Annotated in this window: 3 protein-coding genes; 1 reads left to right on the forward strand and 2 read right to left on the reverse strand. The window is 69.4% G+C overall.

Translation table 11 applies throughout. The features are described from left to right. A partial coding sequence (locus VGR06_RS17730; RefSeq protein WP_327560193.1) for a cyclase family protein occupies window positions 1–286 on the reverse strand: 286 nt, incomplete at its 3' end. A gap of 327 nt (window positions 287–613) precedes the next feature. Here VGR06_RS17730 and VGR06_RS17735 point away from each other — a divergent pair. Next, window positions 614–2,266: an HNH endonuclease signature motif containing protein gene (locus tag VGR06_RS17735; RefSeq protein ID WP_327560194.1), complete on the forward strand. Its 1,653-nt coding sequence runs from the start codon at window positions 614–616 to the stop codon at window positions 2,264–2,266. Window positions 2,267–2,589: 323 nt separating this feature from the next. Here VGR06_RS17735 and VGR06_RS17740 read toward each other — a convergent pair. Next, window positions 2,590–4,703, reverse strand: a 2,114-nt coding sequence (locus tag VGR06_RS17740; protein ID WP_327560195.1) for an FAD-dependent monooxygenase, incomplete at its 5' end; no start/stop codon positions are given.

Here is a 4,703-nt window from a genome sequence, read left to right on the forward strand (position 1 = left end):
GGCCCACCGGAATCTGGGACACATCGGCCTTGTCCCTGCCGGTCACCCAGTGGATGGGCGCGTCGACATGCGTGCCCGTGTGCTCACCGGTGGAGAAGTTGTTCCAATGCCACGCCGGGCCGCGCTCGTCGTAGTGGCTGATTTCCTCGCGGGCGAATGGCCTGGTGTTCCCTAACGGCGGCGGCAGCTGAATGATCGGCGTGTCCTCAGACAGCGGTGCCGTGAGATCGATCACCTCGATAGTCCCGGCGCTGATACCCGCCAGCAGATCGCTAAGCACCGACACGGAGTGCCTCCTTCAAGGTGGCTTCTTGCGGTGGTTCGCGGCGGCGCTCCTTGATCGCATGTGCCACCGAAGCACCATCACGTCGATCTTGCTCTCGGAGCGTAGGACCGTGCGATGGCAGCGTCAACGCCGCCCAGCTGAACCGCCTACCCGGTGGTATCCGCAGCACAGTGTGTTGAAGTCCGGGACTCCGCGGCACCCCGCTAGATGGTGAACCCATGAGGCCTCGACCTGCCCGTCATCGCGCCCTGCAGTGTCCCGTTCTCAGCCGCTGCCCGCAGGCGCGCCTCAGCGATTTTGTCCGAGGCACCCACTATCATCGAACACATGTTCGAGATCAATCCGCGTCTAGGCGCCGGGATCGGTGAGGTCGGCCCGGAGCCGGACTGGTCGCAGGCCGCTGGCCCGGGGTGTGCCCCCGAGGACTGGAACGGGCCCGATCTCGACCTGGTCGACCCGGGAGCTGACTGGTCACGTGCCGTGGACTGCGGCGAGGACCCAGCTCCCGCCGATGGGTCGGGTGCCGGCGCCGCTGGCGCGCTGGGCTGGGATTGGTCGCCGGAGCACGGCCCCGGGGTGTTCCCGCCGCCGTGGGATGAGCCGGCCCCAGACCTGACCCCACTGGTCGCGGAATGGTCGTGGGCTGACGCGCCACCCGGGGCCGGGCTGGCGGCGGCGTTGGACGAGCTGCCGGCAGTGTTGCTGGACGACTACGACCTCGTGGAGGCGATCGCCGGATGGGAGCGGATCGCGGCGTGGGCGGCGGCCCGCCAGGCGAGCGCGGTGGCCGAGCTGTCGCACCGGCCGGTGTTCGCCGGGCTACGGGTGACCACGGATGGGATTGACCCGGTCCGCGCCACCGCGCTGGAGATCGCGGCCCGGTTGCGGGTCTCCCACCAGGAGGCCACCTACCGGGTGGTAGTGGCGCAGGAGCTGACCACCGAACGGCAGGCCACCCTGGCCGCGCTGGGCACCGGGCGGATCGATCTGCGGCGGGCCCGCACCATCGTCGACGGCGTGCAGATCCTCGACACCGAACGGGCCGCCGCCGTGGAGGCGCGGCTGCTGGCCACTGCGGCCGAGCAGACCCCGCCGGCGTTCCGGCGGCGGGTCGAGCAGCAGGTCGCCGCGGCCGACCCGGCCGGATTCGAGCAGCGGCATCACAGGGCGATGACCGACCGGCAGGTGCGCTGTCGGCCGGAGGCGGACGCGATGGGCAGCATGTGGGCGCTGCTGCCCGCCGCGGGCACAGCACTGGTCAATACCGTCCTCGACGCCGCCGCCGACGCGATGAAGATCGGCCACCCTCACGATGGGCGCACCCACGCCCAGCGGCGCGCCGACGCGCTGGTCGCGATGGCGGAACTGGCATGGCAGACCGGCCATCTCGGCGGGGCCCGGTGCGGGCCGCGGCTGGCCCGCCGGCAGCGCCGCCGGTTGGAGATCGGTGTGCTCGTCCCCTACCCCGCCCTGCTCGGACTGACCGACCAACCCGGCGAGCTAGCTGGATTCGGACCCATCCCCGCCTCCGTAGCCCGCCGCATCGCCGCCAGCGGGGTGTGGCGGCGCATCCTCACCGACCCCACTAACGGCCGCGTGCTCGACTACGGCAAAACCCGCTATCGGCCACCGAAAGACCTCGCGGAGCACATCATCGCGCGGGACCGCACTTGCCGCGGCGTCGCCTGCAACCGTCGCGCCGAAACCTGCGATATCGACCACACCATCAACTATCCCGACGGGCCTACCGCCGACTGGAACCTCGGCCCCTTCTGCCGCCCAGAACACAACGGCAAAACGTGCCGACTCTGGCAGGTCAGTCAACCCCGGCCCGGCCATTTCCGCTGGCGCTCCCCCACCGGCCACACCTACACCAAAGATCCCGACCCGGTCGGACCGATCATCGACGACACCGTAGACCAGAGCCGGCCGGCTAGCCCGACGGACGAACCAGACGACCCCGACCCGCCACCCTTCTAGATCTTGGAACGGGACAACCATGCGGACGGCTCGCCACCGTCCTAGCGCTGCAATAAACAAGGTCGAGTAGCCACGACGTTTGGTCGGGCGGCAGCTCGCGCACACCCGAAGAGCTATCTAAGCGTCGGCGCAGATTGCCCCGCGATCCGGAGTCCGCTCTGCGCCGACCACACGGCGGCGTATCCAGGCTGACGCGACGGGCCGTTCAGGGGGCCAGCGCCCGTCAGCGGGCCACCGCCCGTCAGCGGGCCACCGCCCGTCAGGGGGCCAGCGCCCGTCAGGGGGCCAGCGCCCGTCAAGCGCACCAGCTATAGCGGCGGCGGTTAGGGGTTCCAGCGGCGGTGGTGCGTCTGGTCGGCCGTCGGATCGCGGACAAGCTCGAGGCGCGGCCTAGGTCCGTCGGTGCGGCCGGCCTGCGGGCGACGGGATCCGGCCTGGAACTGGACGGGCCACGGAGCGCCTGGGCCGGCGTAGTCCTGCTCCGCGGCGGCGTGCAGGGTCCAGGCCGGGTCGTACAGGTGGACTCGCGCCAGCGCGCACAGATCGGCGCGACCGGCGAGGATGATTGAGTTGACATCGTCCCAGGATGAGATCGCACCGACCGCGATCGTCGCAATGCGAACCTCGTTACGGATCCGGTCTGCGAAGGGGGTCTGGTACGACCGGCCGAACGCCGGCCGCGCCTCCGGCGTTGTCTGACCGCTGGAGACGTCGATCGCATCCGCGTCGTGTTCCGCGAACGCGCGGGCGATGTCCACCGCTTCGTCGCCGTCGACCCCGCCGGGCACCCAGTCGGTCGCCGAAATCCGCACCGTCATCGGCCGTTCGCTCGGCCAGACGGCCCGCACGGCGTCGAACACCTCCAGTGGATAGCGCAGCCTGTTGGCGAGCGGTCCGCCGTACTCATCGGATCGCCGGTTGCTGACCGGTGTGATGAAGCTCGAGAGCAGATAGCCGTGCGCGCAGTGCAGCTCAAGCAGATCGAAGCCCGCCCGTGCACCGCGCTGCGCCGCGGCCACGAACTGGTCCTTGATCTCCGCCATGTCGTCACGGCTCAGCTCGCGGGGGATCTGGTTGGCCGGTCCGTACGGGATTGGTGACGGCCCGACCACCTCCCAGTTTCCCGCGGGCAACGGTTCGTCCATGCCCTCCCACATGAGCTTCGTCGAGCCCTTGCGGCCGGAGTGCCCGAGCTGCAAACCGACCTTCGCCGGACTGTATGTGTGGACGAAGTCGACGACCCGCGCCCATGACGCCTCGTGCTGGTCGTCGTACATCCCGGTGCAGCCGGGACTGATCCGGCCCGCGCGGGAGACGCACGCCATCTCGGTCATCACGAGGCCGGCGCCGCCGAGCGCTTTGGAGCCGAGGTGAACAAGGTGGAAATCGGCCGGCAGCCCGTCGTCTGCCGTGTACATGTCCATGGCCGACAGGACGACCCGGTTGGGAAGCGTGAGCGCCCGCAGCCGGAACGGCTGGAACATCGGCGGACGCACATCGGCCGGCTCGGGCCGGACGCCTCGCGCGGCCTCGCTCGCAGCGAACCACTCATCGAGCCGGTCGAGGAACTCACGGTCGCGCAAGCGCAGATTGTCGTAAGTGACCCGGCGGCTACGCGTCAGGATATTGAACGCGAACTGTGGTGGCTCCTGGTGGACGTATTGCCCTAGGTTCTCGAACCACTCCAGGCTCGCCTGCGCAGCGCGCTGCGTGGACAGCACGACCGGGCGCCGCTCCGCCTCGTACGCCACGAGCGCATCATCGACCGCGACCTGCTCATGGAGGCACGCGGCGAGCGCGAGCGCGTCCTCCATGGCCAACTTGGTCCCTGAGCCGATCGAGAAGTGGGCTGTATGGGCCGCGTCACCGAGGAGGACGACGTTGCCGCGCCGCCAGCTCTCGTTTCTCACCGTGGTGAACCTGATCCACCGGGAGTTGTTCGCGATCAACCGATGGCCGGACAGGATATCGGCGAAGAGCTCCTCGCAGCGGTGGATGCTCGCAAGGTCGGACTCGCCTGGGGCGAAGTCGCGCGCGGCGAGCCGGTCGAAGCCTGCAGTTCTCCACACCCGCTCGTGCATCTCGACGATGAACGTGCTCAGCGGTGCCAGCTCGTCTCCCCCGCTGTGCGGCCTGTCGTACGGATAGCCATGGATCTGCATCACACCCCACGGCGTCTGCACGACGTAGAACTTGAAGGCGTCGAAAACGAGGTCGGTGCCGAGCCACATGTAATGGCAGCGGCGGGCGTCGAGCGTTGGCCGGAACGTGTCGGCGAACTTTGCCCGGGTGGCAGAGTTGACCCCGTCGGCGGCGACAACCAGGTCGTACTGCAGCGCGAGTTCGTCGGCAGGCGGTGCCTCGGCAAGCATGTGGACGCGCACCCCGAGGTGTGCCGCCCGGCCGCGAAGGATGTCGAGCAGCCGTACTCTGCTCA

It is taken from the genome of Actinophytocola sp., from assembly GCF_036002505.1.
In the GTDB taxonomy this organism is placed as follows: Bacteria; Actinomycetota; Actinomycetes; order Mycobacteriales; family Pseudonocardiaceae; genus DASYTH01.

Coding starts and splice junctions, on each gene's coding strand:
- VGR06_RS17735 (WP_327560194.1), top strand. CDS start 614: ATGTTCGAGATCAATCCGCGTCTAGGCGCCGGGATCGGTGAGGTCGGC.